We start from the raw sequence: 25380 nt of genomic DNA on the forward strand, positions 1-25380 counted from the left end.
TCATGTCGCATTCGGTTCTGGTTACGGGTGGGGCGGGCTATATCGGTTCGCATGCCTGCAAGGCGTTGCGTGACGCGGGGTTTGTCCCCGTCACCTTCGACAATCTCGGCACCGGCTGGCGCGAGGCGGTGAAATTCGGTCCCTTCGAGCAGGGCGACCTGATGGATCGCTCGCGTCTGAACGAGGTGTTTGCTATCCACAAGCCGGTCGCGGTGATGCATTTCGCCGCGCTGAGCCAGGTGGGCGAGGCCATGCGCGAGCCGGGGAAATACTGGCGCGGCAATGTCAGCGCCTCGCTGAACCTGATCGAGGCGACATTGGCCGCCGGGGTGAAGAACTTCGTCTTTTCCTCGACCTGCGCCACTTACGGCGACCATGACGGCGTGGTTCTGGACGAAAATACCGTTCAGACCCCGCTGAATGCCTATGGCGCCAGCAAGCGCGCGATCGAGGACATGCTGAAGGATTTTGGTGCCTCGGATGGGCTGAAATCGGTGATCTTCCGCTATTTCAACGTGGCCGGCGCCGACCCGGATGGCGAGGTGGGCGAGTTTCACCAGCCCGAGACGCATCTGATCCCGCTGATTCTGGACGCCGTCGACGGCAAGCGGGCCGAACTGACCATCCACGGCACCGATTATCCGACCCCCGACGGCACCTGCATCCGCGACTATGTTCATGTCATGGATCTGGTTGACGCGCATGTGCTGGGCCTGCGCCACCTGCTGGCCGGCAAGGTGGCCGAGGGCGGGCATGAGGTGTTCTGCCTGGGCACAGGCAACGGCTTTTCGGTCCGCGAGGTGGTGGCCGAAGCCAAGCATGTCACCAACCGCCCCGTGCCTATGGCCGAAGGCCCGCGCCGTGGCGGCGATGCGGTCAAGCTGGTCTCGGGCTCGGAAAAGGCGGTTTCGGTCCTGGGCTGGAAGCCTGCGCGCTCGACCATGAAGCAGATGGTCGCGGACGCCTGGCGCTGGCACCAGAACGGCGGTTATGGCGCCTGATCCGGCGATCCTGCTGGACATCTCGCGCCTGATCTCGCGCCTGGGGCAGGGGCCTGCCACTGGCATCGACCGGGTTGAGGCCGAATGGCTGGCCCATCTGGCCCAGGCGGGCATTCCGCATCTGCTGCTGGCTCGCGTGCCGCGCGGGCAGCTTTTGCTGCCGCCCCAGGCCGGGGCGGCGCTTCTGTCCTGGCTGGCCGGGCAGGGGGATCTGCCGCGACCGGGGCTTTGGGACCGGCTGCGGGGCCGGACCGGCGCGATCCAGCGGGCGCATCGCGCGCTGCGGCGCATGGCGTTGGCGCGGACGGGCGCCAGCGGGCGCGGCATGGCCGCGCGGGCCCGGCGCAGGCTGGGCCCGGCCATCTATCTGAATGTCGGCCACAGCAATATCTCTTCGGCGTTGTGGTCCAATCTTGCGCCGCTGCGCCGGGTCGCGCTGATCCATGACCTGATCCCGCTGGATCACCCCGAATATACCCGCGCCGGCCAGTCCGAGAAGTTCCGCGCCCGCATCCGAACCGTGCTGCGCGAGGCCGATCTGATCCTGACGATCTCGCGCGCGACGCGCGCGGATCTTCTGCGCTGGCGCGAGGCGATGGGACTGCCCGACCGCGCCCCGGTGATCGCCACGCCTATCGGCACCCGTCTGGCCGCGCCCTCGGATCTGGACCTGGGCCTGGACCTGAAATCTCCGTTTTTCCTGACCATCGGCACCATAGAGCCGCGCAAGAACCACGCTCTGCTGCTGGATGCCTGGCAGGAGCTGGCCCGGCGCCTGCCGCCCGACCGTGTGCCCGGCCTGATCATCGCCGGCCGCCGGGGGTGGGAGAATCATCAGACCTTCGCGCGGCTGGACGCCCTGCCCAAGGATGGCCCCGTGCGTGAACTGAACGACCTTGCGGACGCGGCGCTGGCCCAGCTTCTGTGCCGCAGTCACGGGCTTTTGATGCCCAGCCGTGCCGAAGGCTATGGCCTGCCTTTGACCGAGGCGGCGGGGCGCGGCATTCCCGTCCTTTGCGCCCCGCTTCCCGCCGCGCGGGAACTGCTGGGCGATTACGCCCGCTATCTGCCCGCCGACGATCCCGGCGCCTGGGCGGCGGAGATCATGACCATGGCGGCCCGACCGCCTTGGCGCGGCCCCGCCCATCCGGTGCAGCAATGGGACAGTCACTTCCAACTTGTCGCCCAGGCGATGAGGTAAAGATTGCAGCCCTGAGTGGCCGACGCTATGCCGAACAGAAAGTGAAGATCGAATTGCCTCGCCTGGTCAGGATCCTGCGCCGAAAACTGCGACTTCGTGCCCTCAGGCAATACCTGCTGGCGCGCGCAATCCGGCGTCGGCGCAGGCTGAAGCCGGTCTCGATCCATACCCGGCGCATCCGGCCGGGCGACATCCTGCTTTTCATGTCCATGCGGAACGAGGCGGTGCGGTTGCCCTATTTCCTGGACTATTACCGCAAGATCGGGGTCCAGCACTTCCTGGTGGTGGACAATGGCTCGGATGATGGCGGGCGCGAATATCTGGCGCGGCAGTCCGACGTATCGCTGTGGCTGACCCATTCGGGCTATCGCGAATCGCGCTTCGGCATGGATTGGATGAACTGGCTGCTGCACCGCTATGGCGCGGGGCATTGGTGCCTGACGGTTGATCCCGACGAATTCCTGATCTATCCGCATCATGATTCGCGGCCCCTGCGGGCGCTGACCGACTGGCTGGACGCCTCGGCGCTGAAGTCCTTTTCGGCGATGCTGCTGGACATGTATCCCAAGGGCGCGATTTCTGCCCAGCCCTATCGCGAGGGGCAGGATCCGTTCCAGATCGCCTGCTGGTTCGATCCGGCGAATTATACCATCCGCAAGAATGGCGTATATTGGAACCTGTGGATCCAGGGCGGCCCGCGGGGCCGGATCTTCTTTCCGCACGAGCCCGAGAAGGGGCCGGCACTGAACAAGATCCCGCTGGTGCGCTGGGAACGCGGCTACGCTTATCTTAGTTCGACGCATATGCTGCTGCCCCGCTCGCTGAATCTGGTTTATGACGAGGATGGCGGAGAGAAGGCGTCGGGCTGCCTGCTGCACGCCAAGTTCCTGTCCACCTTCGCGCAGAAGGCCGATGAAGAGCTTCGGCGGCGGCAGCATTACTCGGACAGCCAAGAATATGTCGCCTATCACACCGGGCTGCGCTCGGAGGTGGATCTGTGGTGCGAACAGTCGCGCCGTTACGAGGACTGGCGCCAGCTTGAGGATCTTGGACTGATCTCCAAGGGGAACTGGGCATGAGCGCCGTCCCCCTTGGTCAGGCCGTGCCGCTGCCGAAGCTGGGCGTCGTGATGCTGTGCCATAACGAGATACCCACCGCCACGCGCATGGCGCAGGTCTGGGTGCAGGGCGGCGCGCCGGTCGCGATTCATGTCGATGCCAAGGTCGAGCGCGGCGCGATGCAGGCCATGGCAGCCGATCTGGGCGGCGCGCCGAACATCGTGTTTTCCATGCGCCATTCCTGCGAATGGGGCACGTTCAGCCTGGTCCGGGCAACCATCGACGCGGCGAGCCTGTTGCTGGAGCGGTTCCCCGAGGTGACGCATGTGATCTGCGTCTCGGGTTCCTGCCTGCCGTTGCGTCCGGTCTCGGACCTGACGGCGTTTCTCGCGCAGCACCCGACGCGGGACTTCATCGAAAGCGTCACCGCCGAGGATGTGGGCTGGACCATGGGCGGGCTGAACGAGGAACGCTTTACCCTGCGCTTCCCCTTCGCTTATCGCAAGCACCGGCGGCTGTTCGACAGATATGTCGATCTGCAACGGCGCTGGAAGATCGCGCGTCGCATTCCCGACGGGCTGGTGCCGCATCTGGGTTCGCAATGGTGGTGCCTGACCCGGATCACGCTGGAAGCGATTCTGAAGGATCCGCGCCGGCCCGAATTCGACCGCTATTTCAACCGCGTCTGGATCCCGGACGAGAGCTATTTCCAGACTCTGGCGCGGGTGCATTCGACCCGCATCGAAAGCCGGTCGCTGACGCTGGCGAAGTTCGACGGCCAGGGCAAGCCTTACGTCTTTTACGACGATCATCGCCACATCCTTGAGGAATCGCGCTGCTTCATCGCCCGCAAGATCTGGCCCAATGCCGCCGGGCTTTACGCGCATTTCCCGCGCCCGGTTCATGGCGTGCCCGCCTGGACCGAGCCTCAGCCCGAGCGTCTGGACCGCGTGATCAGCCAGGCCGTCGCCCGCCGCCGTCTGGGCCGGCCCGGCCTTTACATGCAAAGCCGCTATCCCCAGAAGGACCGCGAGAACGGCAAGACCTCGGCTCCCTATGCGGTGCTGCAAGGCTTCAGCGACATTTTCCCGGAATTCGAAAGCTGGCTGGGCGAAAGGGTCGATGCCGATGTGCATGGCCATATCTGGGCGCAGCACGGCGTCGAGTTCGCCGGGCGCGGCCATATCGGGCCGGGGGGGCTGTCGGACAGCGCGCTGATCCGCGACATGGACCCGCGCGGCTTCGTCGCCAACCTGATCCGCATCCAGCACCGGATGCAGATCATGCAATACAGCCCCCGTGACCAGCAGGGCATGAACTGGTTCATGGCCACCGATCCGAATGCGCGGATCTTTGTGATCACGGGGGCCTGGGCGCTGCCCTTGCTGCATTCCGGCATGCCCTTCGACGATATCCGCCGCGCCGCCGCCATCCTGCAACGCACCGAGCTGGCCCAGGTCGAGATCCTGAATTCGGTCTGGCTGAAGGCCCGGACACGGATCTGGGATCTGGGCGATTTCTGCGCCCGCCCGGTGGCGATCCTGCGCGTGGTCCTGCGCCATCTTGGCGCCGATCCCGAGATGGCGGCGAACCTGCCCGAGATGCGCGACTTGGCCGGGATGGGAAGATTCCTGCAACGTCTGCGCAATGCGGGGTTGCGTCCGCAACTGATGGGTGATTTCCCCGTCTCGGACCCGGTGCCCAGCAAGGATGCTTTCTGACATGACCTTTCAGCGATTCGTGATCTTTGCCGAGATGCGGACCGGATCGAACCTGCTTGAGGCGACGCTGAACGCGGTCAAGCGCGTCACCTGCTTCGGCGAGGCGTTCAACCCCTTCATGATGGGCTGGCCCGACAAGGACCAGTTGAAGGGCGTCACCATGGCCGAGCGCGAGGCGGACCCGCACCGGCTTTTGCACGCGCTTTGGGACAAGCCGAACCACCTGCCGGGCTTTCGCTATTTCCACGACCACGACCCGCGCGTTCTGGACGCGATCCTGGATGACCGGGCTTGCGCCAAGATCATCCTGACCCGCAATCCGCTGGACAGCTTCGTCTCGACCGCGCTTGCACGGCAGACGAACCAATGGAAACTGAACGAGACCGAGACCCCGATTCCCGCCGCCATCCGCTTCGACGGCGCCGAGTTCCGCCAGGCCCTGGGCGTGGTCGAGGAGTTCCAGCTTGGCGTCATGCGCCGGCTCCAGGTCTCGGGGCAAAGCGCCTTCTGGCTGGGCTATGAGGATCTTCGCGACACCGAGGTGATGACGGGTCTGCTGCATTGGCTGGGCCGGACCGAGCTTGAGCGGGTCGAGCCGGCGAATGACCAGGTGCCGCAGAACCCGCGCGAATTGTCCGAGAAGGTCGAGAATTTCGCCGAGATGGAGGCCGAGCTTGCCCGGCTGGACCCTTTCCTGCTGCGCAAGATCCCGAATTTCGAGCCGCGCAAGGGGCCGAACGTGCCCAGCTTCCTGGTGGCCGGGGCCGGGCGGGGGCTGGTCTTCATGCCGGTCAAGGGCGGGCCATCGGAGCCGGTGCAGGATTGGCTGGGCGCGATGGGGCCGGTCGAGGGCAAGATGAACCAGAACGCGCTGCGGCAATGGAAGCGCGACCATGCCGGGCATCGCAGCTTCACCGTCCTGCGCCATCCGCTGTTGCGCGCCTGGTCGGCCTTTGACTCGCTGCTGACCGGCGGGAACGTGGAACTGCGCGCGCTGATGCGCCAGATCCACCGTGTGCCGCTGCCCCCGGAGGCCGAGCTTGGCGCCTTGGACGATGCCCGCAAGGCCCAGCTTTTCGAGGCGTTTCTGGATTTCCTGCGCCGCAACCTGAACGGCCAGACCTCGCTGCCGGTCTATCCCGGCTGGGCCAGCCAGTCCGAGATCCTGGCGGGCTATGCCCGGTTCGGTAGTCCCGACATGGTCCTGCGCGAGGCAGATCTGGCGCGGGATCTGCCCTGGCTTGCGGCCAGTGCCGGGATCGGCAAGCCCGCCGACATGCCCGCGCCCGAGGTCTTTCCGGCGTTTCTTTCGGAACAATCCCTGCGCGGGGCGGCGAGGAAAGCCTATCTGCGCGATTACGTCGCCTTTGGCTTCGGGGGCAAGCCCTAGCCCAGCCGCTTTAGCCCTGTGGCGTCATCGCCTTGCGCTGATGCGGGCGTTCCAGGCCCATCTTGTGCTCGCGCCAGATGATCAGGATGCCCGCCAGCATGACCAGCGCGGCGCCGGCCAGCATGTTCGGCGTCGCCGCCTCGGAAAAGACCAGCCAGCCGATGACGATGGCAAGCAGCATCGAGACATATTCGAACGGCGCGATCAGCGAGGCGTCGGCATGGCGATAGGCCGAGGTCAGCAGGATCTGCCCCAGCCCGCCCAGCAGCCCCATCAGCACCAGCAGCACCGCCGTGCCCGCATCCGGCATCACCCAGCCGAAGGGCAGGGTCAGCAGGCTGAGCAGCGTCGAGGTGATCGAGAACCAGAAGACGATGGCCGATGTGCGCTCTTGCCGGACCAGCTTGCGCACGAAGATCATGGCAAGCGCCGTGCAGACCGCCCCGGCCAGCGTGACCACCGCCCCCAGGCTTTGGCGCAGGCCCGGCTGCGCCCCCACGGATCCAAGGCGCGGCCAAAGCACGATGATCACGCCCAGAAGCCCCAGCGCGACCATGCCCGCGCGAAACGCCCCCACCTTCTCGCTTAGGAACATGGCGGCGAAGATCACCGTCAGCAGCGGCGCGGCATAGCCGATGGCGGTGACCTCGGGAAAGGGCAGCAGCGCCATCGACCAGAAGCTTAGTCCCATCGCGGCGGTGCCGATCACGCCGCGAAGGAAATGGCCCATCGGACGATGGGTCTTCAGCCCCACGTCCAGATCGTGCCGCCAGGCCAGCCAGGCCAGGATCACCGGGATCGCGAAAAACGAGCGGAAAAAGACCTGCTGCCCAGGAGGCACGCCAAGGCCGGATGCCGAGGTCGCCTTGATCAGCGTCGCCATCAGGGTGAAGACAAAGACGCTGGCGCATTTCAGCATGATGCCGTGCAAGGGGCTTGGCGGCGATGTCTGGGCGGGGGGCGGAAGGGGCTTCTTCAGGCTCATTTCAGTTTCTGGCTGGCCCATTCCGCGGCATCGGCAACGGTGGGGTCGGGATCGTCGCGCAAGGCATCTGCCAGCGGGCGCAGATGTGCAAGCCCAGAATTGCCGATGGCATAAAGCGCGTTTCGGACCATGCGGCCGCGTCCGATGCGCTTGATCGGACTGCCCGAGAAGCGCGCCCGGAACCCGGCATCATCCAGCGCGGCCAACTCTGCCAGGGCCGGGCCGCCATGGGGGCCGTGATAGCGCAGTTCGGTCGCGGCCTGGGCGAACTTGTTCCAGGGGCAGGCCGCCAGGCAATCGTCGCAGCCATAGATCCGGTTGCCCAGAAGCGGGCGCAGTTCGGGATCGACCGGCCCCTTGTGCTCGATCGTCAGGTAGGAAATGCAGCGCCGCGCATCCAGTTGGTAGGGCGCGGGAAAGGCGCCGGTGGGGCAGGCGTCCAGGCAGGACCGGCAGGATCCGCAATGGCTGCGCTCGGGCGCATCCTTGGGCAGGTCCAGCGTGGTGAAGATCGCGCCCAGGAAGAACCAGCTTCCCAGTTCGCGCGACAAAAGGTTGGTGTGCTTGCCCTGCCAGCCCAGCCCCGCCGCCTGGGCCAGCGGCTTTTCCATGACGGGCGCGGTATCGACGAAGACCTTGATCTCGGCCCCGGTCAGTCCGACCAGCCAGCCCCCCAGCCGCTTCAGCCGCTTCTTGACCAGATCGTGATAGTCTCTGCCCTGGGCATAGACGCTGACCGCGCCGCGATCCTTGTGGCGGATGATCTCCAGCGGGTCGTGTTCGGGGGTGTAAAGCTCGGCCAGCATGATGACCGAGCGCGCCTCGGGCCACAGGCTGGCGGGCGAGGCACGCCAATGCGTCCGCTCGGCCATCCATTCCATCTGGCCGTGGCGGCCATCGTCCAGAAAGGCCGCCAGCCGCCGGGGCAGGTCGGGCGCGGCGTCGGGGGCGCAAATGCCAAGGGCCGAGAAACCCTCGGCCCGTGCCTGCGCTTCCAGCCGGGAGCGGATCTCGGCCGGGTCGGAAAGCGGCTGTCTAGAAGTCGAGCAGCGCATAATGCGGCGCCGGATGGACGCCCGGCAGGTGATCGGCCAGGATGCTGCGGAAGGCGGGGCGCGACTTGATCTTGGCATACCATTCCTGGACCTCGGTCGAATGGGTCCAGTCCACGTCCGAGATATAGTCCAGGCAGGACAGATGCGCGGCGGCGGCGAAATCGGCCAGGGTCATCACGTCTCCGGCCAGCCAGCGGCGATGTTCCAGCAGGGATTTCATATAATCCATGTGATGGCGGATCGCGGCCAATCCGGCCTTGACGGTGCGACTGTCCGGGTAGCCGGCGCGCATGACCTTCTTCCAGACCCGTTCGTTCATCACCGGGCGGGTGCATTCGGCGTTGAACTTGTCATCGAACCAGGCGCACAGGCGGCGCACCTCATAGCGGTCTATGGCCGAATGCGGCATCAGGGCGGGGTGGGGATAGGTCTCGTCCAGGTATTCGCAGATCGCCTGGCTTTCGGCCATCAGCCGCCCATCCATGCGCAGCACTGGCAGCTTGCCGGCCGGATTGCGGCGCTGAACCTCGGAGCCCGGCTCCCAATAGCGGTCTTCGACCAGTTCGACCTCGATGCGCTTTTCGGCCAGCACCAGCCGCACCTTGCGGCAAAAGGGCGACAGCGCGATGTGATAGAGGCGGATCGTGGAATTGGGCGAGGAATTGTTCATTGGGAAAAACCGGCTGTTTCACGGGCTGCCCCCGGTGATACGCCTCGCGCGCCGGCGTTTCAACCGCGATGGCGGGGCTAGCGTGGGATCAGCAGAAGGCAGCTGTCGCGCCCGTCGGCCTGGATCGTCTGCGCCCCCGACATGATCGAGCGCGTCCGCGCCGAGCCGGTCTGAGGATTGCGCGTCTTGGGCGCGGGCAGGATCGAGGCCAGCGCGGCCGCCTGCGCCAGGCTCAGCTTGTCGGGGGTGGTCTTGAAGTAATATTGCGCGGCGGCGTGGACGCCGAAGACGCCGCGCCCGAACTCGGCCAGGTTCAGATAGACCTCGGCGATGCGGCGCTTGGACCAAAGCGCCTCGATCATCGGCGTGTAGACGGTTTCCATCACCTTGCGCGGCCAGCTTCGCCCCTGCCACAGGAACACGTTCTTGGCCACCTGCTGTGTGATGGTCGAGGCACCGCGCGACGATCCCGAGGCCACGACCTTGCGGATCTCGTGCATGTCGAATCCCCAATGCGCGCAGAAATTCGCATCCTCGGCGGCGACCAACGCCCGTGCCATATGGGGCGAAATCCGGTCCATGTCGGTCCATTGCCGTTCGGCGCGGCCGGGGAACTCCCATTGCCCCTGAAGGATGGTCCAGCTTGTCGGCGGGTTGACGAAGGAAAAGAGCAGCACCAGCACGAACATCAGCGCCATCAGCCGCAGGCCCAGCCAGCGCACCCAACCCCAGCCCCGGCGCAGGGCGCGGTTAAGCGGGCGCATGGCACGCGAAGACCGCGCCGGTGGCTGCGGCAGATCCTCGGTCAGCGCCTCGGGGTCCTCTGGGGGCATGGTGATACGGCGGGGCATGGCCGCGTCCTGTCACGGCCATGCCCTTTGCGTCAAGCGATTGCGCGCGGATCAGCCCACCGGACTGGGCGCGGGGGCGGGTTCGGGCGCCTTTGCCGCCGCATCCGCCTGCGGCACGCCAAGCGCGGTGCCCAGCTTGCCGCCGGCGAAGGCTTCCCGCAGTTTCTCTTCCTGTGCCTCGGGCAGCGAGGTTTGCAGCACCCGGCCCCTGAGGTGGAAGCTTTCGAGCCGGGCCAGCACCTTGTCGCCCGTCATCTTGCGCAGCAGGATGAACACGCCCGAGCCGCCGGGCTGGATCGAATGGCCAAGCTCGCGCATGAAATCGTCGTTGATGCCCGTATCCGTGAAACGCCCGGCCACGGCGCCCGAGGCGGCGCCGACCGCCGCGCCCAGAAGCGGGTTCAAGAACAGAAGCCCGACCAGTGTGCCCCAGAACCCGCCCCCGATCGCGCCTGCGGCGGTCAGGTTCACGGCCTGATGAAGCTGGACATCCTCGGCCGAGGGGCGGGTGACGACCACGACATCCTCAAGCTCGATCAGATATTCCTTTTGCAGTTTGACCAGTTCGCCGCGCAACTCGAACCCGCTGGCCTCGTCGTCGAAGGCGATCACAAGAAGATCGGACATGGCTTCTCCTTTTTTTCATGGCAATCGTCAAAGGGGACCGACAAGCAACGCGGGGCGGCACCGCTTCGTTCCCGCTTCGCGGGGTCCGGCGGGTCTTCTGACGGCAAAAACGCGGGTTACCCAGGCTGAGGGCGGTTCCGCTCTTGTCATGGGGCCGCCAATTCGTGCCAAATGGGCGCATCGTCACCAGGCCATTTTTCGCGAGGTTTTCCATGCTGATCCAGCTTGTCCAGATCGAAGTGCGCCCAGGTGCGCGCGACGCCTTCATCCAGGCGTTCCGCATCAACTATGAGGGCGCGCGGACAGAGCCGGGCAATATCCGCTTCGATCTGCTATGCGACCCCGAGGATGAGAACCGCTTTTCGGTCTATGAGATCTTTCAGGATCAGGCCGCGCTTGAGGCGCATCTGACGACGCCGCATTACCGCCAATGCATCGAATTGATCGATCCGCTTTGCGCGTCGCGTCGCAGCAAACGCCTCTTCGCGCCGGTGCTGGTCGAGGGCCGCGCGGCGGATCGCGCCTGATGGCGTCGCGGCGACCGCCCGCGGGGGCCGTTCGATGCTGAACCCGCTTCGCTCCTACAGCGCCCGGATGCGCAGGCTGCTGAACCGCCCCGAGCCGGGTTTTGCCGAAGGCGCGCTGGAAACCTGGGAACATGCGCCGGGCGGGCTTTTGCGTTTCCGCCCGGCCCTGGCGCTGCCCGGCCAGATCGAGCGGATCCGTGCCACGGTCTTCGCCACCCTGCCCGAGACGGTCGAGGCGCTGACCCGCGACGGCGAGGCGCGCGAAGGCCCGACCATGGGCTGGCGCTTTCGCGGTGTCGATCTGGTGGACGGGGTGCTTTATCGCCCCGGCGCCGAGATGCATCTGCGCGGCCGCGCGCGTCGATTCGGCCTGGCCTTCCGTCCCCGTCAGACCCTTAGCGCCGCCCTGTATGAGACCTGGACGACGAATCGCTGGTTCGGAAGCTGGCTGATGGATGCGACCACAAGCTGGCCGCTGGCGCGGGCGACCGGCATGGCGATGACCACCGCGCCCGCGCCGAAACCCGGCAGCCATGCCGCCCGCTATGAGCAGATCCTGGGCATCGCGCCGGGCCGCATTCAGGGCGACGTGCATTTCGACGAACTGATCCTGCTTGGCGACCTGGCGAACAATGCCGACCGCTGGCGCCGCCAGTGCGAGATGCGCGAGGCGCTGCTGGCTGGCCGTGCGCCCAGGCCGGTGCCGGGCGTCTTCCTGCTGCGCGGGCAAAGCGGCGACCTGCGCCATCTGCGCAACGAACGGGACCTGGCCGAGCGCCTGGCGGCCGAGCGCGGCTTTCTGGTGATCGACCCGCTGGCCGCCACGGTGGACGAGTTGATCGAGGCTTGCGGTGCCGCCCAAGCCATTGTCGGCGTCGAGGGCAGCCACCTGGTCCATGGCATCATCGCCGCGCCCCCGGATGCCGCGATCCTGCCGATCCAGCCGCCCGACCGGGTCGCGGCGACGCTCAAGCAGCTTTCCGACCGGCTGGGCCAACGCTATGGCCTGGTCGTGGCCCAGGGCAACGATTCGGTCTTTACCCTGGACTGGGACGATCTGGCCCGGACGCTGGACCTGTTCTAGCCCCGGAACGGTGGCCCGGCGGTGATGCCGGGCCGCGCGCGTCTATTTCACCGAAGCCATGACCGCATCGGCGCCGGGCTGGCCGTCCAGCGTCGTCACGCCGTCCAGCCATTTCGCGGCCGCATCGGGGTTTTCGGCGATCCAGCCCTTGGCGGCATCGGTCGCATCCGCGCCCTCGTCCAGGATCTTGCCCATCAGCAGGTTCTCTTGATCGACGGTAAAGACCAGTTGCTTGAAAAGTCGGGTGACGTTCGGGCATTGCGCGACCCAATCCTTGCGCGCGACCGTATGCACCGTGGCGCCGCCGAAATCGGGACCGAATTCCGCATCCCCGCCGGAAAGATAGGTGATGTTCAGGTTAACGTTCATCGGGTGCGGCGCCCAGGCCAGGAAGACCGAGGGCGTGCCCGCCCCGTCATTGCGCGCGACCTGCGCCAGCATCGCCTGTTCGCCCGATTCCACCAGTTCCCAATCGCCCAGGCCGAACTTGTTTTCCTCGATCATCTTGGCGATGGACTGGTTGGCCGGGGCACCCGGCTCGATGCCGTAGATCTTGCCTTGGAAAGCGTCCTTATGCGCGTCCAGATCGGCGAAATCCTTGACCCCCAGATCCTTGGCCTTATCGGTGACGGCCAGGGTGAACTTGGCGCCGGCAAGGTTCTGGACCAGTTCCTCGGTCTTGCCCGAGGCTTCCAGGTCGTCGCGGAACTTCTGCTGCGCGGGCATCCAGTTGCCCAGGAAGACATCCGTATCGCCCTTCTTCAGCGCCTCGTAGCCGACCGGGACCGAGAGGGTCTTGATCTCGGGCTTGTAGCCCAGTCCTGCCAGCAGGGCGTTGGCGACGCCATTGGTCGCGGTGATATCGGTCCAGCCGGGGTCGGACAGGCGCACGGCCGCGCAGTTGGCGGGATCCTGGGCCAGGGCGGGGCCGGCGATCAGGGCAGGGCCGGCGGTCAGGACAAGGGCCAGCGCGCTGGCGCCAAGATGCGGGGGGCGGGACATGGCGAACTCCTGTTGGTTGGTTCAAGGCGCACCTACCGGGCGCGCGTTCGCGGCATCAACCCATAGCGCGTTTCGGGATGCAAGCCCGAGGGCGGTGGCCCCGATCAAAAGAGACGGCACGCATCGCCGCCGCCCAGGGGCGGGGAAAGCCTTTCCCGCGCCTTGCACCTTGTGCCCGCCGTCGCCCCGGCTAGCGCGCGATCGAGCAGCAGCCGCTCAGCATGCGCGAGGGGATGTCCTGGCCGTCCACGATGACCGAGACGGCCAGCGCATAGCCGCGATCCGACATGCCGTCCGAACATTGCGCGGGGCGGATGAAGGCGGTGAAGCGGGACTTGTCGTCGCCCGCGATCAGGCCGCGCGTCGGCTCTCCCTCGATCCCGCGATCCAGCACCTTGCGCAGCGACAGGGCGCGGTCGGGCTGGTCCGGTTCGGCGAAGGTCATGCCGGATTTGCTGGCCTTGAGCGACCAGAAGGGTTCGGTGCCCGCGCAGGCCAGGGTTTGCGGGATGGCGGCGGGCTGCCAGACGCCGGCCTGCTGCTTGAGAAAGCGCAGCGCCACCCAGCCCGAGTGCTCGCCCGCATTCACCTTGCCCCATTTGCCGCCGGGATCGCGGGCCAGAAGCTCGACCCCTTTGGCGGTCGCGGGCAGGGTGGCGATGACCTTGGCCTGACCGTCCGGGCTTTCGCGCACGTTCAGCGTGTCCCAGGTTTCGATCACGGTGACATCGAAGAGGTTCGGCAGGTCGTTCGTCAGGGCCTGGCTGGGGGCTGGCGGGGTCCCGGCGCCTGGCGCGGCCTGCGCCTGCGCCTGCGCGTCGGAGGCGGGAGCGGGGGCTGGCTTGGCCCCAGCCTCGGTCTCGGGTTTCGGGGTCGGGGGCTGTGCGGGCGGCTGGGTCGCGGGGGCGGGAACCGGGGCGGGCGGCGGCGGGCTTTCCACCGGCGCGGCCTTGGGCTTGTCCTCTGGACGTTCGGCTTCGGCCGCCTTCGCCGCCTCGGCGGGTTTCGGAACCGGCTTGGCCACGGTTTCCGCCGCCGGGGCGGCAGCCTTGGGCTGATCCGAGGCCGGGTCGCTGTCGCTTTGCTGGGCAAGCGCGGCGGCGGGCAGGGACAGAAGAAGCCCGGTCAACAGGATACGGAACATGGAAACCTCATTGGCGGAATCGGCGGAGGTCGCCGCTTTCGAAAAAAGGATAACATCAAGGGCTTGGTGATTCATCAACGCCCGGTAATGCCGGGGCGCCGAGGATGGACGGAAATCCGCCTATGCGCGCTTGCCTTGAAGCTGCGCCACGCCCAGAACCTCAAGCACCTTGGCCTTGATGTCCGGGGCGGACATGCGGGCACCGCGATACATGGCCTCGGGGCTGGCATGGTCGATGAATGTGTCGGGCAGCACCATCTGGCGGAAGCGCAGGCCGGCGTCGAACACCCCCTCGTCCGAGAGAAGCTGCGCCACCAGGCTGCCGAAGCCGCCGATCGCCCCCTCTTCGATGGTGATCAGCGCCTCATGCATGCGCGCCAGGCGCAGGATCAGGTCGCGGTCCAGGGGCTTGGCGAAACGCGCGTCGACCACGGTGGGCGAGATGCCGGAGGCCAGCAATTCCTCGCGCGCGCGCATGACTTCGCCCAGCCGCGTGCCGAAGGACAGGATCGCGACGCGCTTGCCCTCGCAGATGACGCGGCCCTTGCCGATTTCCAGCGGCTGGCCGCGCTCGGGCATTTCGACGCCCATGCCCTCGCCGCGCGGATAGCGGAAAGCGATGGGGCCGTCGTCATGGGCGGCGGCGGTGGCGACCATATGGGCCAGTTCCGCCTCGTCGGCGGCGGCCATGACCACGAAGCCGGGCAGGTTCGCCAGGAAGGCCACGTCATAGGCGCCGGCATGGGTCGCGCCATCCGCGCCGACCAGGCCGGCGCGGTCGATGGCGAAGCGCACGGGCAGGCGCTGGATCGCCACGTCATGGACCACCTGGTCATAGCCGCGTTGCAGGAAGGTCGAATAAAGCGCGCAGAAGGGCTTCATCCCGCCCGCCGCCAGCCCGGCCGCGAAGGTCACGGCGTGCTGTTCGGCGATGCCCACGTCGAAGCAGCGGCGGGGAAAACGCTCGGCAAAGAGGTTCAGGCCGGTGCCGTCCGGCATCGCCGCCGTCACCGCCACGATCTTGTCGTCGCGGCTGGCCTGATCGACCAGGGCCGTGCCAAAGACCGAGGTATAGCTGGGCGCGTTCGATTTCGCCTTTGCCTGCGTGCCGGTCGCCAGGTCGAACTTGGCGGTGGCATGGCCGCGGTCGGCGGCGCGCTCGGCCGGGGCATAGCCCTTGCCCTTTTTCGTGACCGCATGGATCAGCACCGGCCCCGTCGCCCGCGCCTTGAGCGTGCGGAACAGGGGCAGAAGCTGTTCAAGGTCATGGCCATCGACGGGGCCGATATAGGAAAAGCCCAGTTCCTCGAACAGGGTGCCGCCGACGGTGACGCCTTTCAGCATCTCCTTGGCGCGGCGGGCGCCCTCTTGCAGGGGCGGCGGCAGGAAGCCCACGGCACCTTTGGCCACGGCCTTCAACTCCTGGAAAGGGCCATCCGCGTAAAGCCGGGTCAGATAGCGCGACAGCGCCCCGGTCGGCGGCGCGATGGACATTTCATTGTCGTTCAGGACCACGAACAGGCGCTTGCCCAGATCGCCGGCATTGTTCATCGCCTCGAAGGCCATGCCGGCCGTCATGGCGCCGTCGCCGATCACCGCGATGGCGTCGCCCGGATCCCCGCCAAGCTCGCGCGCCATGGTGAAACCCAGAGCGGCGCTGATCGAGGTGGACGAATGCCCCGCCCCGAACGGGTCATAGGCGCTTTCGGACCGCTTGGTAAAACCCGACAGCCCGCCCTCGGTCCGCAGCGTGCGGATGCGGTCGCGACGGCCGGTCAGGATCTTGTGCGGATAGCATTGATGGCCCACGTCCCAGATGATCTTGTCGCGCGGCGTATCGAAGACGGCATGCAGCGCCACGGTCAGTTCGACCACGCCCAGTCCCGCGCCCAGATGGCCGCCGGTCACGGATACCGCGCTGATCGTCTCGGCGCGAAGCTCGTCGGCCAATTGCGCCAGTTCGCGGTCGCTCAGCGTCTTCATGTCGGCGGGCAGGTGGATCCGGTCCAGAACCGGGGTCGCGGGGCGGTGATCGTTGGTCTGGCTCATGGCTGACCCTTTCATTCGCGGATGTCAGGCGTCGCGTTCGACGACGAAACGTGCCAGGGCGCGCAGGTTTCCCGCCGCCTCGCCATAGGGGGCAAGCGCGGCCTCGGCGGCGCGGGACAGCTTGCGCGCCTTTTCCTGCGCCCCCTCCAGCCCCAGAAGCGAGACGAATGTGGCCTTGTTCGCCTGGTCGTCCTTTTTCAGGCGCTTGCCCATCTCGGCTTCTTCGCCGATCACGTCCAGGATATCGTCCTGGATCTGGAAGGCGAGGCCGAGATGGCGGGCGTAATCGGAAAGCGGGCCATGATCCTCGCCCGCCATGATCGCGCCCGAGACGGCCGAGAACTGGATCAGCGCGCCGGTCTTGGCCCCTTGCAGCCGCTTGATCGCGGCCAGGTCCAGAGGTTCGACGGCGGTTTCGGCGGCGATGTCCAGCGCCTGGCCCCAGACCATGCCGCGCCCGCCCACCGCGTCCGAGAACATGCGGATCAGTGCCAGCCGCGCATCGGGCGGGCCGATCACCGGATCGGTCAGCAGGCCGAAGGCCAGGGATTGCAGCGCGTCCCCGGCCAGGATGGCGGTTGCCTCGGACCATTGCACATGCAGGGTCGGCAGGCCGCGACGCAGATCGTCATCGTCCATCGCGGGCAGGTCGTCATGGACCAGGCTATAGGCGTGCAGCGCCTCGACCGCGACGGCGACGGGCAGCGATTCGCGGTCGCGCAGCTCGTGCAGCCGCGCCGATTCCATCACCAGAAAGGCCCGCAACCGTTTGCCGCCCAGACAGGCATAGCGCATCGCATCGGCAAGCTGGCCCCGAGGCAGATTGGACATCGCCTCGTCCAGGCCGGACTGGACCAGCGCCTTCACCTCGGCCAGACGTTCCCGCATCACAGCCCCTCGACCGGAACCGTGCCTGCTGGCTGGCCATTGGCCGCCAGCGTGATCTTCTCGACCCGCTCCTCGGCGGCGCGAAGCACCTTGTCGCAATGCGTGCGCAGGGCCGCGCCGCGCTCGTAAAGCTTGATCGATTCCTCAAGTGTGGCCTCGCCATGCTCAAGCCTGCCGACCGTCGCCTCAAGCTCTTTCATCGCCTCTTCAAAGGACATGTCGTCGATCTTGGTCACGAGGTCGTCTCCCTTAGCACCTGGACATGGGCGCGCGCCGAGCGGCCCAAAGCGGCCAGATCATAGCCGCCTTCCAGCACCGATACCACAGGGGCCGCGCAACCTGCCGCCGTGTCGCAGATCATTCGGGTGATGGCGGTGAAATCGTCCTCGTCCCAGGCGAGGGTCGCCAGCGGGTCGGCGGCATGGGCGTCGAACCCGGCCGAGACGAGCACAAGCTGGGGTTGCCAGTCCGCCACCCGCTCGCAGATCCCCTGCCAGGCAGAGCGGGCGGGCGCCCCGTCGGTGCCGGCGTGCAGCGGCAGGTTCATGATCTGGCCATGGGTGCCGCGCTCGGTTGCCGCGCCGGTGCCGGGATAAAGCGGGTATTGATGGGTCGAGGCGAAAAGCGCGCGCGGCTCGCTCCACAGCAGATCCTGGGTGCCGTTGCCATGATGCACGTCGAAATCCAGCACCGCGATCCGGTCCAGCCCGTGATGGTCCAGCGCCCGCTGCGCCCCGATCGCGATCGAGTTGAAGATGCAAAAGCCCATCGCCTTGGCGCGCTCGGTGTGATGGCCTGGCGGACGCATCGCGACGAAGGCGTTCGGCGCCTCGCCCGCCAGCACCGCGTCCACCGCCGCCGCGACCCCGCCCACCGCATGGCGCGCGGCGGCAAGGCTTCCGGCCGACAGATAGGTGTCGGGGTCCAGCATGGTCCAACCCTGATCCGGCACCTTGCGCTGGATCATCGACAGATAGGTCAGCGGGTGGCAACGCAGGATGTCCTCATCCTCGGCATCGGGCGCGATGCGATGTTCGAGCGCGAGGTCTTGCAGCGCGTCCAGCACCGCCGTCAGCCGCGTGGGCTGTTCGGGATGGCTGGGCGGCGTCACATGCCGAAGGCCCAAGGGATGAGTATACAAGAGTGTCATGGATTTGACGATTATGCAGGTCATTTTCCCTGGGCAAAAGGGTGTTCTTGCGCTTGCCGTAAAGATTCGCTCAGCCGCAAGGCAAATGCCCAGCCGCTTTGCAGCAGGAAGGAGCCTTCCCGCGATCAGCCGCTTTCATGGTCACAGCCCCGGCCCCCCATCAGGCGGTCAGCCGTTGCCCGTCATGGCCGGCGATGGCCAGCTCCAGCAGGCTGCCTTCGGGCATGTCGCGGTCGAACGAGACCTCGGTGAAGTGCTCGGTGCGCCCCAGGCGGGGACCTTCGGTCAGGATCGTGCGGGTCCGCCCGATCTGCGCATCCAGATGCAAGCGCAGGGCGGCATCGCCTGCCGCCCGCAGCCGCGCGGCGCGTTCCTTGATCGCGGGGCCGGGCACGCGCGGCATCCGTGCCGCCGGCGTGCCCTTGCGCGCGGAATAAGGGAAGACATGCAGGAAGGTCAGCCCGCAGTCGGCGACCAGCTTCAGGCTGTTTTCGAACATCGCCTCGGTCTCGGTCGGAAAGCCCGCGATGATGTCGGCGCCGAAGACGATGCCGGGGCGCAGGCGGCGCGCCTCTTCGCAAAAGCGGATCGCGTCGTCGCGCAGGTGGCGGCGCTTCATCCGCTTCAGGATCATGTCGTCGCCCGCCTGCAAGGACAGGTGCAGATGCGGCATCAGCCGAGGCTCGGTCGCGATCGCCAGCATCAGGTTCTCATCCACCTCGATGCTGTCGATGCTGCTGATGCGAAGGCGCGGCAGGTCGGGGACCAGCCGCAGGATGCGCATGACCAGATCGCCCAGCTTCGGCTGGCCCGGCAGGTCGGCGCCCCAACTGGTCAGGTCCACCCCGGTCAGCACCACCTCGTTGAAGCCCCGGTCCCGCAGCCGCTTGATCTGATCGACCACCACCCCGGCCGGAACGCTGCGCGAATTGCCCCGGCCATAGGGGATGATGCAGAAGGTGCAGCGGTGATCGCAGCCGTTCTGGACCTGGACATAGGCGCGGTGGCGGCCGAAGCCGTCGATCAGGTGGCCGGCCGTCTCGCGCACGGACATGATGTCGTCGACCTGGACCTTCTCGGTCTGGCCGATCAGGTCGGGGGCCTGGATGCGCTGCCACGTCTGCGGCTGCATCTTTTCGTGGTTGCCGATGACGCGGCTGACCTCGGCCATGGCGGCGAAGGTCTCGGGCTCGGTCTGCGCCGCGCAGCCGGTGACGATGACGGGCGCGCCGGGGTTTTCCCGTGCCAGACGCCGGATCTCCTGCCGGGCCTTGCGCACCGCCTCGGCGGTGACGGCGCAGGTGTTCACGATCACCGCGCCTTGCAGCCCGGCGGCCTCGGCCATCTCGCGCATGGCCTCGGTCTCATAGGCGTTCAGCCGGCAGCCGAGGGTCGCGAATACGGGCGGCTTGACGTTCATCCGTGCCAGACCCCGTCGAAGACATGGGCGGTCGGGCCGGTCATCCAGACGCCGTCCTCGCGCCAGTCGATATGCAGGGTGCCGCCGGGCACGTTCACCCTGACCCGCCGCCCGGTCAATCCGCGCCGCGCCGCCGCCACCACCGCCGCGCAGGAGCATGAGCCCGAGGCCAGCGTGATGCCCGTCCCCCGCTCCCAGATGCGCAGGATGATTTCGTCGGGCGAGACGATCTGAACCACCTCGACATTGGTGCGCTGGGGGTAAAGCGGGTGATGTTCATGCGCGGGGCCGAAGCGTTCCAGGTCCACCGCCGCCGCATCGGGCACGAAGAAGGTCAGATGCGGGTTGCCCATGCCGGTCGCCACCGGATCGCCCTCGATGGGCAGATGCAGCAGGTCCAGATCCCGCGCCAGCGGGATCGCCGCCCAGTCCAGCACCGGCGGCCCCATGTTGACGCGGGTCAGGCCATCGCCCGCATCCTGGGCCAGCAGCACCGCATGATCGGTGGCCAGCCGCAGCGCCCGCGTGCCCGTCCGGTCCAGCAGATAGCGCGCGACGCAGCGGGTGGCATTGCCGCATGCCGCCGAAAACGAGCCATCGGCATTATAGAACACCAGCCGCGCATCGGCGTTTTCGCCCGGCAGGATCACGGCCAACTGGTCGAAGCCGACGCCGCGATGACGGTCGGCCATGGCCGTGACGATCCCCGCCTCCGGCAGTTTGCCGGTCGCGCGCGCATCGATGACGACGAAATCATTGCCCAGCCCGTGCATCTTCATGAAGGGCAGGGGCCGGGCATCGGTCAGGTTTTGCTGGTGTTCCATGGCGCCCCCATACTCCCGTCCGAAAGTTTTTGCCAGAGGTGGTGATTTTTCCGCTTGACCCCACCCGCCGCTGACCCTAGTTAGCCCCCCGTGAAGTGGGCCCGTAGCTCAGTTGGTAGAGCAACTGACTTTTAATCAGTGGGTCACAGGTTCGAATCCTGTCGGGCTCACCAAAAAGATTCAAGGGGTTAGCTGGAAACGGCTAACCCCTTATTCGTTCCCATATGCCTTGCGGGTAACGCCTGGGTAACAGGTTGGTCTGATAGGTCGCTCGCTGGCTAAGGGCATGCCCTCGATGTGGCCGTCATGATCCTGTTGCCGATCAGGCTACGCGGCCTCGCGCACCCGGCGACGGGGGCCGGTAGATGGCGCGGGCGGGACGATCAGTCCTGCATGCCAGCACTCACGGATGGCGGTCCCGTCCAGCCCAGCGAGCGCGGCCACGGATCAGGTCCGCAGATTGGTCGCATTGTGCAAGCTGTATTCATCTTGCAGGATCCGAGTCAGGGCCAGTTGCGGCGACGGGACTGCGGCCAGGGCTTCAGCCTCGGAAATGATCAGTCCAGCACCTTGCGCGCGCCGGTCCCGGCATGGGCCAGGCTTTGGGTGACGGGCAGCGCCATGACCGGCAGCCTGCCGGGACCATAGACGACCAGCCTCATGCGGCGACTCCTTCGAAAACGGACAGCAGGATGTTGGCCTCGTAGGGCAAGGGGGTGCGGCGGCCGTCGAGGTCGAGCCAGACATCGAACACCGCCCGGCCGGGGGGGCCAGCTGTCGGTGGCGGCGGTGAAGATCACGGCCTGGAGCACGTCGTCGGCCACCACCGTGACCGGGTGGATCCGCGCGCCCTGCCTGACCGCCGCGCGCAGCCGATCATGGGCGAACGCCTCCCATTCCTCGGCATCGTCCATCAGCAGTTCGGCATGGAAGGTGGCGCCGCGCTTGATGCGGAACTCGGTCATGGCCATCAGCGCGCCCGAGGCACCGACAAATCCGGGCAGGCCGGCGATGATCTCGTCGGGGGCGGGCAATGGCACCCGGCGCCGTGCCAGCATCGACAGCACCTTCGGCCAGTCGAACGGCAATGTCACCCGGCTGCTGGATGCGTTGTTCTGGGATACGCCGCCTCTGCCCTGCCTTCATGCTCGACGACATGAATGTTTTCGGGTTCGCTACCCACCGGGGCGGCGACAAGCTGATCGGCGACAACGCGGGCCAGGGTGTCTGAAACGCCTTGAAGCCCTGTGATGCCTGGGTCTGTTAGACGCAGAAGCGCTCCAGCCTTTCCGATAACCCGGATGTGCCGCGTGCCGGGTGTCAGCCAAAGAGCGGCAACCAGAACTGGGTGGCGAGGCCGGCGGGGCGTTGCAGCGGGGCGTTGACGTTTTCCCGCACGCTCAGATGCGGGAAGACGGCCGAGATCTGGAAGCTGCGCACCAGCCCCATGCGCGCCACCCTGTCGGGCGGCGTGCGGGTGATGTCCTGGCCCAGCAGCGTGATCTGGCCGCGGCTGGGTTGCAGGAACTTGGTCAGCAGGTTGAACACGGTGGTCTTGCCAGCGCCGTTCGGTCCGATCAGCGCGTGGATCCGGGCGTGATGCACGTCCAGATCCACGGCATCCACCGCCGTGAAACCCGCGAAGTCACGCCCAAGACCCCGAGCCGAAAGGGCCAACCCAGCTTCGGGCCGCAACGCCTGCGCAACCGTTACTGAACCAGCGGGCAGCCGACGGTGCTGGGATCGGGATAGGCTTGATCGCCGGGCACGGTGGCAAGCACGTTGTAGAAATCCGAATCCCCCTTCATGTCCGCCGGGGCCTTGACCTCGACCAGATAGACATCCGAGACCATGCGACCGTTCGGCCAGACCTTGCCGCTGCGGGCAAAGTCATCCTCGACCGGCATCTCGTGCAGCTTGGCCGCGACCGCATCCGCGTCGTCGGTGCCGGCCGCCTGGATCGCCTTCAGATATTGCGTCACCGCCGAATAGGTTCCGGCATGGATCATGTTGGGATAAACGCCGGCCTTCGCCTTGATCCTTTCACCCAGTTCGCGCGAGGTGTCGTCGCGGTCCCAGTAATAGGATTCGGCAAGATACAGGCCCTGCGCGGCCTCCGGGCCGATGCCGCGCACCTCGGCCAGCGTGAAAAGCAGCGCGGCCAGCTTCTGCCCGCCCTGGGTGATGCCGAATTCGGCCGCCTGCTTGATCGCGTTCTGGGTATCCAGCCCCGCGCTTGCCAGGCCGATCACCTTCGCGCCCGATGCCTGCGCCTGCAACAGGAAGGACGAGAAATCCGAGGTGGAGAGCGGATGCCGGATCGCCCCGGCCACCGAGCCGCCCGCAGCTTTGACGACGGCCGAGGTGCTGCCTTCCAGATTGTGGCCGAAGGCATAGTCGCTGGTCAGGAAATACCAACTGTCGCCGCCTTGCTCGACCAGGGCGCCGCCCACGACATTGGACAGCATGTTGGTGTCGTAAGCCCAATGGAAACCATAGGGCGTGCATGCCTTGCCGGTCAGGTCGGCGGCACCGCCCCCGACGACGAAGGTGATGCGCTTCATGTCCTTGGACAGCGCCTGCACGGCGAGGGCCACGGCGGAATTCGGCAGGTCCATGATAACGTCGACCTGCTCGGTATCATACCATTGCCGCGCGATATTCGAGGCGATGTCGGTCTTGTTCTGGTGGTCGGCGAAGATCACCTCGATGGGTTTTCCCAGGACAGTGCCGCCGAATTCCTCGACTGCGACGCGCGCCGCCTCGACCGAGGTGCGGCCGGTCGTGTCGGCATAGACACCGGATTGGTCGTTCAGGATGCCGATCTTGACGACGCCGTCCGAAATCTCGGCCAGGGCCGGCGTGGAAAGCGCGGTCGTGGCGGCCAGAATTGTCAGAAATCTTTTCATTGCTTCCTCCCATTGTTGCGCTTCCCGGCCAACTCCCCAGGCCGTGACGCGAAATGCTCAGTCGACGATGGTGGCTTCGGTGGCGGCGCGGATCTGGTCCATGGCCACCCCCTCGGCCAGTTCGATCAGGCGCAACCCGCCCGGCACCACGTCGAAAACGCCCAGATCGGTGATGATGCGGTCCACGACGCCCTTGCCGGTCAGCGGCAGGGTGCATTCGCGCAAGAGCTTGCTTTCGCCGCCTTTGCTTGTGTGCTCCATGACCACGATCACCCGCCCGACGCCGGCGACCAGATCCATTGCGCCGCCCATGCCCTTGACCAGCTTGCCGGGCACCATCCAGTTCGCAAGGTCGCCGCCCTCCGAGACCTGCATCGCGCCCAGGATGGCGGTGGCGATCTTGCCGCCCCGGATCATGGCGAAGCTTTCGGCGCTGTCGAAGAACGCGGCATGGGGCAGGGCGGTGACCGTCTGCTTGCCGGCGTTGACCAGATCGGCGTCCACCTCGTCCTCGGTCGGATAGGGGCCGGCGCCCAGCATGCCGTTTTCGGAATGAAAGGTGATGGTCACCCCCTCGGGGATGAAATTCGACACCCGCGTCGGAATGCCGATACCAAGGTTGACATACATGCCGTCTTGCAGTTCGGCGGCGGCGCGGCGCGCCATCTGATCGCGATCCCAAGCCATCCCCATCACCCCCTTTATGCCGCGCGCGGCATGCGCTTTTCGTGCATGTCCTGGATCAGCCGGCGCACATGGATGCCGGGCATGAGCTCCAGGCCGCCGGTCGGCGCGATTTCCCGGATTTCGGCGATGCTCCCGCATTTCCCCGCCGGCACGTCGAAGTCATGCGCGGTCTTGCGAAAGATCGCGTTATCCAAGCGTCCGGCCGTGATCGGCATCCTGTCGCGCAAGATCCCGGCAAGTGCCTGTTCCGGCCTGTCGAAAACCTTTCCCATGTCTCCTCCCCCTTGCCCGCGGCGCTCCTCAACAAACCGCTTGACTTATGGTGATGACAATTAGATTGTCGGACAACGAAACAACAGTCAAGGGCTTTATGGCGGATAAAGCGGGGGGAAAGAATGACGCAACGCTGTTTCGTGGTGACGGGCGCCTCCAGCGGCCTGGGCGAGCATTTCGCCCGCACGCTTGCTGCCGAGGGGCATCGCGTGGTGATGACCGCGCGCAGCGGCGACAGGCTTGAGCGGATCGCGCAAGAGATTCGCGCGGCGGGGGGCACGGCCGAATATGCGGTGGTGGATGTTACCGATCCGGCCTCGGTCGCGTCGGGGTTCGACGGCATCGAGGGACGCATCGACGTGCTGGTGAACAACGCGGGCATCAGCAACAACGAACCGGCGCTGACCACCACGGCGGAAGGGTTCGACCGGGTGATCGACACCAACCTTAAGGGCGTGTTCCTGTCGGCCCAGGCGGCGGCGCGGCGGATGCAGCGGACGGGCGGCGGCGCCATCGTCAACGTGGCCTCGATCCTGGGGCTGCGGGTGGCGGGGAATGTCGCGGCCTATGCGGCGTCCAAGGCGGCGGTGGTGCAGCTGACGCGCGCGCTGGCGCTGGAATGGGCGCGTCACGGCATCCGCGTCAACGCGCTTTGCCCCGGCTATATCGAGACACCGCTGAACAGCGCCTTCTTCGCCACCGATGCCGGCCAGGCGTTGATCCGGCGCATCCCGCAGCGCCGGCTGGGCCAGCTTTCCGATCTGGACGAGCCGCTGCGGCTGTTGTGCTCCGACGGCGCGACCTATCTGACCGGCGCGGTGCTGGCGGTCGATGGCGGCCATCTGGTTTCGAGCCTTTGAGGAG

At 66.7% G+C, this 25380-nt stretch carries 25 protein-coding genes, 1 tRNA gene and 1 pseudogene; 9 read left to right on the plus strand and 18 right to left on the minus strand.

Annotated elements, in window-relative coordinates; translation table 11 throughout:
- Nucleotides 1-2 precede the first annotated feature (2 nt).
- From galE to QM682_RS13010, 5 genes are read left to right on the plus strand one after another with little or no spacing between them, the layout of a single operon-like run.
- On the plus strand, nucleotides 3-1001 hold the full coding sequence (gene galE / locus QM682_RS12990; protein ID WP_415130401.1) for a UDP-glucose 4-epimerase GalE: 999 nt from the start codon (nucleotides 3-5) through the stop codon (nucleotides 999-1001).
- Nucleotides 991-2202 (plus strand): glycosyltransferase family 4 protein, encoded by a 1212-nt coding sequence (locus tag QM682_RS12995; RefSeq protein WP_415130403.1) that lies wholly within the window; start codon nucleotides 991-993, stop codon nucleotides 2200-2202. The genes galE and QM682_RS12995 overlap by 11 nt, the downstream gene beginning before the upstream one ends.
- 53 nt (nucleotides 2203-2255) lie before the next feature.
- Nucleotides 2256-3281, plus strand: a complete 1026-nt coding sequence (locus QM682_RS13000) for a glycosyltransferase family 2 protein (protein WP_415130493.1) — start codon at nucleotides 2256-2258, stop codon at nucleotides 3279-3281.
- Complete coding sequence (locus tag QM682_RS13005) at nucleotides 3278-4981, plus strand: beta-1,6-N-acetylglucosaminyltransferase (RefSeq protein ID WP_415130405.1); 1704 nt, start codon at nucleotides 3278-3280, stop codon at nucleotides 4979-4981. Before QM682_RS13000 ends, QM682_RS13005 begins: the two co-directional genes overlap by 4 nt.
- A gap of 1 nt (nucleotide 4982) precedes the next feature.
- Nucleotides 4983-6371 carry a hypothetical protein gene (locus QM682_RS13010; RefSeq protein WP_415130407.1) on the plus strand — a complete coding sequence of 463 codons (1389 nt, stop codon included), beginning with the start codon at nucleotides 4983-4985 and terminating at the stop codon, nucleotides 6369-6371.
- Nucleotides 6372-6381: 10 nt separating this feature from the next.
- Here QM682_RS13010 and QM682_RS13015 read toward each other — a convergent pair whose 3' ends face one another.
- The 5 genes from QM682_RS13015 to QM682_RS13035 all read right to left on the minus strand — a co-directional run bounded on the left by QM682_RS13015 (nucleotide 6382) and on the right by QM682_RS13035 (nucleotide 10559).
- Complete coding sequence (locus QM682_RS13015) at nucleotides 6382-7356, minus strand: DMT family transporter (protein ID WP_415130409.1); 975 nt, start codon at nucleotides 7354-7356, stop codon at nucleotides 6382-6384.
- Nucleotides 7353-8411 (minus strand): tRNA epoxyqueuosine(34) reductase QueG, encoded by a 1059-nt coding sequence (queG, locus tag QM682_RS13020; protein ID WP_415130411.1) that lies wholly within the window; start codon nucleotides 8409-8411, stop codon nucleotides 7353-7355. The genes QM682_RS13015 and queG overlap by 4 nt, the downstream gene beginning before the upstream one ends.
- The gene (locus QM682_RS13025; protein WP_415130413.1) at nucleotides 8392-9081 is read right to left on the minus strand and encodes a glutathione S-transferase family protein; all 690 of its coding nucleotides are present in this window, start codon (nucleotides 9079-9081) and stop codon (nucleotides 8392-8394) included. The genes queG and QM682_RS13025 overlap by 20 nt, the downstream gene beginning before the upstream one ends.
- Before the next feature lie 77 nt (nucleotides 9082-9158).
- Nucleotides 9159-9932 carry a monofunctional biosynthetic peptidoglycan transglycosylase gene (mtgA, locus tag QM682_RS13030; RefSeq protein WP_415130415.1) on the minus strand — a complete coding sequence of 258 codons (774 nt, stop codon included), beginning with the start codon at nucleotides 9930-9932 and terminating at the stop codon, nucleotides 9159-9161.
- Between the two features lie 51 nt (nucleotides 9933-9983).
- A complete protein-coding gene (locus QM682_RS13035; protein ID WP_415130417.1) occupies nucleotides 9984-10559 on the minus strand; it encodes a DUF1269 domain-containing protein in 576 nt (191 codons plus the stop codon).
- Between the two features lie 212 nt (nucleotides 10560-10771).
- Between QM682_RS13035 and QM682_RS13040 the strand changes: the two genes are divergently transcribed.
- Entirely contained in the window at nucleotides 10772-11086 is a 315-nt protein-coding gene (locus tag QM682_RS13040) for an antibiotic biosynthesis monooxygenase (protein ID WP_415130419.1), read from the plus strand.
- Nucleotides 11087-11120: 34 nt separating this feature from the next.
- Nucleotides 11121-12170: a glycosyltransferase 61 family protein gene (locus QM682_RS13045; protein WP_415130421.1), complete on the plus strand. Its 1050-nt coding sequence runs from the start codon at nucleotides 11121-11123 to the stop codon at nucleotides 12168-12170.
- A gap of 42 nt (nucleotides 12171-12212) precedes the next feature.
- Here QM682_RS13045 and choX read toward each other — a convergent pair whose 3' ends face one another.
- From choX to dapF, 8 genes are all read right to left on the minus strand, one after another.
- Nucleotides 12213-13172: a choline ABC transporter substrate-binding protein gene (gene choX / locus QM682_RS13050; protein ID WP_415130423.1), complete on the minus strand. Its 960-nt coding sequence runs from the start codon at nucleotides 13170-13172 to the stop codon at nucleotides 12213-12215.
- A gap of 190 nt (nucleotides 13173-13362) precedes the next feature.
- The gene (locus tag QM682_RS13055; protein ID WP_415130425.1) at nucleotides 13363-14316 is read right to left on the minus strand and encodes a COG3650 family protein; all 954 of its coding nucleotides are present in this window, start codon (nucleotides 14314-14316) and stop codon (nucleotides 13363-13365) included.
- Nucleotides 14317-14436: 120 nt separating this feature from the next.
- Complete coding sequence (dxs, locus tag QM682_RS13060; RefSeq protein WP_415130427.1) at nucleotides 14437-16365, minus strand: 1-deoxy-D-xylulose-5-phosphate synthase; 1929 nt, start codon at nucleotides 16363-16365, stop codon at nucleotides 14437-14439.
- Nucleotides 16366-16389: 24 nt separating this feature from the next.
- Nucleotides 16390-17253, minus strand: a complete 864-nt coding sequence (locus tag QM682_RS13065; protein WP_415130429.1) for a polyprenyl synthetase family protein — start codon at nucleotides 17251-17253, stop codon at nucleotides 16390-16392.
- Nucleotides 17253-17489 carry an exodeoxyribonuclease VII small subunit gene (locus QM682_RS13070; protein ID WP_415130431.1) on the minus strand — a complete coding sequence of 79 codons (237 nt, stop codon included), beginning with the start codon at nucleotides 17487-17489 and terminating at the stop codon, nucleotides 17253-17255. The genes QM682_RS13065 and QM682_RS13070 overlap by 1 nt, the downstream gene beginning before the upstream one ends.
- Complete coding sequence (locus tag QM682_RS13075; protein WP_415130433.1) at nucleotides 17486-18403, minus strand: histone deacetylase family protein; 918 nt, start codon at nucleotides 18401-18403, stop codon at nucleotides 17486-17488. The genes QM682_RS13070 and QM682_RS13075 overlap by 4 nt, the downstream gene beginning before the upstream one ends.
- 160 nt (nucleotides 18404-18563) lie before the next feature.
- Complete coding sequence (gene mtaB, locus QM682_RS13080; RefSeq protein WP_415130435.1) at nucleotides 18564-19823, minus strand: tRNA (N(6)-L-threonylcarbamoyladenosine(37)-C(2))-methylthiotransferase MtaB; 1260 nt, start codon at nucleotides 19821-19823, stop codon at nucleotides 18564-18566.
- Nucleotides 19820-20647: a diaminopimelate epimerase gene (dapF, locus tag QM682_RS13085; protein ID WP_415130437.1), complete on the minus strand. Its 828-nt coding sequence runs from the start codon at nucleotides 20645-20647 to the stop codon at nucleotides 19820-19822. Before dapF ends, mtaB begins: the two co-directional genes overlap by 4 nt.
- A gap of 97 nt (nucleotides 20648-20744) precedes the next feature.
- Between dapF and QM682_RS13090 the strand changes: the two genes are divergently transcribed.
- Nucleotides 20745-20820, plus strand: a tRNA-Lys gene (locus QM682_RS13090).
- 384 nt (nucleotides 20821-21204) lie between these two features.
- Here the strand turns inward: QM682_RS13090 and QM682_RS13095 are convergent.
- From QM682_RS13095 to QM682_RS13115, 5 genes and pseudogenes are all read right to left on the minus strand, one after another.
- Nucleotides 21205-21741, minus strand: a complete 537-nt coding sequence (locus QM682_RS13095; protein ID WP_415130439.1) for a hypothetical protein — start codon at nucleotides 21739-21741, stop codon at nucleotides 21205-21207.
- A gap of 235 nt (nucleotides 21742-21976) precedes the next feature.
- Nucleotides 21977-22342, minus strand: a pseudogene (locus tag QM682_RS13100) (ATP-binding cassette domain-containing protein); the annotation flags it as partial.
- A 14-nt stretch (nucleotides 22343-22356) separates the two neighbouring features.
- The gene (locus QM682_RS13105) at nucleotides 22357-23556 is read right to left on the minus strand and encodes an ABC transporter substrate-binding protein (RefSeq protein WP_415130440.1); all 1200 of its coding nucleotides are present in this window, start codon (nucleotides 23554-23556) and stop codon (nucleotides 22357-22359) included.
- A gap of 57 nt (nucleotides 23557-23613) precedes the next feature.
- A complete protein-coding gene (locus QM682_RS13110) occupies nucleotides 23614-24243 on the minus strand; it encodes a CoA transferase subunit B (RefSeq protein ID WP_415130441.1) in 630 nt (209 codons plus the stop codon).
- Between the two features lie 14 nt (nucleotides 24244-24257).
- On the minus strand, nucleotides 24258-24458 hold the full coding sequence (locus QM682_RS13115) for a hypothetical protein (protein WP_415130443.1): 201 nt from the start codon (nucleotides 24456-24458) through the stop codon (nucleotides 24258-24260).
- A 180-nt stretch (nucleotides 24459-24638) separates the two neighbouring features.
- Here QM682_RS13115 and QM682_RS13120 point away from each other — a divergent pair, with 180 nt between their 5' ends.
- Nucleotides 24639-25376, plus strand: coding sequence for an SDR family NAD(P)-dependent oxidoreductase (locus tag QM682_RS13120; protein ID WP_415130445.1), 738 nt, complete (start codon nucleotides 24639-24641; stop codon nucleotides 25374-25376).
- The last annotated feature ends 4 nt before the right edge of the window (nucleotides 25377-25380 follow it).

This window comes from Paracoccus sp. (in: a-proteobacteria), from assembly GCF_047605025.1.
In the GTDB taxonomy this organism is placed as follows: Bacteria; Pseudomonadota; Alphaproteobacteria; order Rhodobacterales; family Rhodobacteraceae; genus Paracoccus.